Raw genomic sequence first — 1,997 nt, 5'->3', positions numbered from 1 at the left:
CGGCGGCTCGGGCAGCAAGACCGTGGGAGGCACTGTGGGCCAATGGATTCAGCAGGCGCTGCAGGTATTGAAAGGTATGGGAGTCGACATCAGCGGTATCGATCCCGAGGCGATCGCGATCATCATCCACTACGAAAGCAACGGCGATCCCACCGCCACCAACAACTCCGACAGCAACGCCGCCAAAGGCACGCCGTCCAAGGGCCTGATGCAGACGATTCAGCCGACATTCGATAGTTATGCGGCGCCGGGCCACACGAACATCTACGACCCGGTGGACAATATCGTCGCCGGCGTCCGCTATGCGATCAGCCGCTACGGATCCGTCGGCAATGTCCCGGGCGTCAAGGCGGTACGCAACGGCCAGGCCTATGTGGGGTACTGATGGCTCCGACTCAGCCTCGCGCACCCGAACCTCGAAGATCGAAATCCGGTGAGCACCTGTCGGGTGTGGACGATCCCGCCGACGAGTGGACGCTGACCCGGCCCGGTGCGGCGACGACCACGCCGGCCGATCGACGCGAACGACGAAGCCGACGTCCGAGCGCAATCCCGACACCCGGACCGGCCGTACCGACGGCAGCGAAACCTGTTGCCGCGACCAATGATTCGGCTGCATCAGCTATCGCGCAAGCTCGGTCCGCACCCGCCGCCGCCGCGCCCGCCGTCCACTCGGATATCCTTGCCGCCCACAGTGCCTCGACGCCCATGGCCATCGCGGCCCTCACCAGCCTGACCACCATGGCGGCCGGCTTCGGTTCCGGGACGCCGACCGCCGACACCGGACAACCCTACGCACCACCAATGACCGGCAACGGCGCGCCGACCGGACCGATCGCCTGGGACGGCGGCCTGGGCTCCGGTTACGCAGCGAGCAATACCGCTCGCGCCGAACGTGACAGTGCGATCGGCGATCTGAACGCCGAACTGTCGCGGGTCCTCGGCGACACCGTCGATACCAGCGCGCGCGGCCGGGCCACCATGGCCGCGATCATCGCCGAGGTGGACGCCGCGCTCACCGCGCTCGGGCCGGTGAGCAATACCGCCGCCGGCCGGCGGCAGGTGATGGTCACGCTCGGCGACGCACTGGCGCGAGCCGGAAATACGGTGGACCACAGCCGGATCGCGGCAGCACTGGACTCACAGCGAATCGAAGCACTGGCCGCCAAGTACGTTCAGGACTCGCATCCGACCAGGGCGGTCCACCGTGTGGGCGGTGCGGGATCGTCCGGACCTCCGTCGGCCATGCCCGCCGGGGAAACCGGCGTGTGGATCAACCAGGCGCTACAGGTCCTGGCGCAGAACGGATATGACATCAGCCGGATCGATCCGGGCGCCATCGCGACGATCATTGCCCACGAATCCTCCGGCAATCCGCATGCGATCAACCTGTGGGACAGCAATGCCGTGGCCGGTCATCCGTCGAAAGGCTTGATGCAGACGATCGATTCTACGTTCAACGCGTACGCGCTCCCAGGACATCGGGATATCTGGAATCCGGTCGACAACATCATCGCCGGCGTGCGGTACTCCATCGACCGCTACGGTTCGGTGAGCAATGTGCCCGGCGTCGCCAATCTGCACGGCGGCGGCTCGTACGTCGGTTACTGAGAGCCGGTCAGGACCAACGGCTGGCGTGAAAGCTCTTGGGCAGCGGTTGCACCCGCACCACGGCCCCGGAATGCGGCGCCTCGACCACTTGACCGTTACCGATGTACATCATGACGTGCCCCGGGCTGCCATTGTTGAATTCGGAATCGGGGAAGATCAGGTCGCCGGGCCGGATCTGACTCGGCGCCACCTTCGGTAGTTGCTGGTACTGCACGTCCGCAGTCCGGGGGATGTTGACTCCTGCCGACTTCGCCGCGTACTGGGTGAGACCGGAGCAGTCGAACTGGTTGGGCCCCTCCGCTCCCCAGACATACGGCGAACCCAATTTGTTGAGCGCGGTCTGGATCGCCTGCTGCGCTTTGGCCGAGGTCCCGGACGCCGTCTTC

3 protein-coding genes are annotated in these 1,997 nt (G+C 66.0%); 2 read left to right on the top strand and 1 reads right to left on the bottom strand.

The window, feature by feature from the left end; all coding sequences use genetic code 11:
- Together ACPCUW_RS35065 and ACPCUW_RS35060 are read left to right on the top strand one after the other, a co-directional pair.
- The coding region (locus ACPCUW_RS35065; RefSeq protein WP_423429685.1) for a transglycosylase SLT domain-containing protein at positions 1 to 385 on the top strand (385 nt) is incomplete at its 5' end.
- A gap of 323 nt (positions 386 to 708) precedes the next feature.
- Positions 709 to 1,611: a transglycosylase SLT domain-containing protein gene (locus ACPCUW_RS35060; protein ID WP_423429684.1), complete on the top strand. Its 903-nt coding sequence runs from the start codon at positions 709 to 711 to the stop codon at positions 1,609 to 1,611.
- A gap of 7 nt (positions 1,612 to 1,618) precedes the next feature.
- Here ACPCUW_RS35060 and ACPCUW_RS35055 read toward each other — a convergent pair.
- A partial coding sequence (locus ACPCUW_RS35055; RefSeq protein WP_423429683.1) for a C40 family peptidase occupies positions 1,619 to 1,997 on the bottom strand: 379 nt, incomplete at its 5' end.

This window comes from Nocardia sp. AB354, assembly GCF_049538315.1.
Lineage (GTDB): Bacteria > Actinomycetota > Actinomycetes > Mycobacteriales > Mycobacteriaceae > Nocardia > Nocardia nova.
Note: the sequence above shows the minus strand (reverse complement) of the source record. Positions and strands in the feature narration are given on the sequence as shown.

What these genes read in the sequence shown, in the direction of transcription:
- ACPCUW_RS35060 (WP_423429684.1), top strand. Translation starts at nt 709, where the DNA reads ATGGCCATCGCGGCCCTCACCAGCCTGACCACCATGGCGGCCGGCTTC.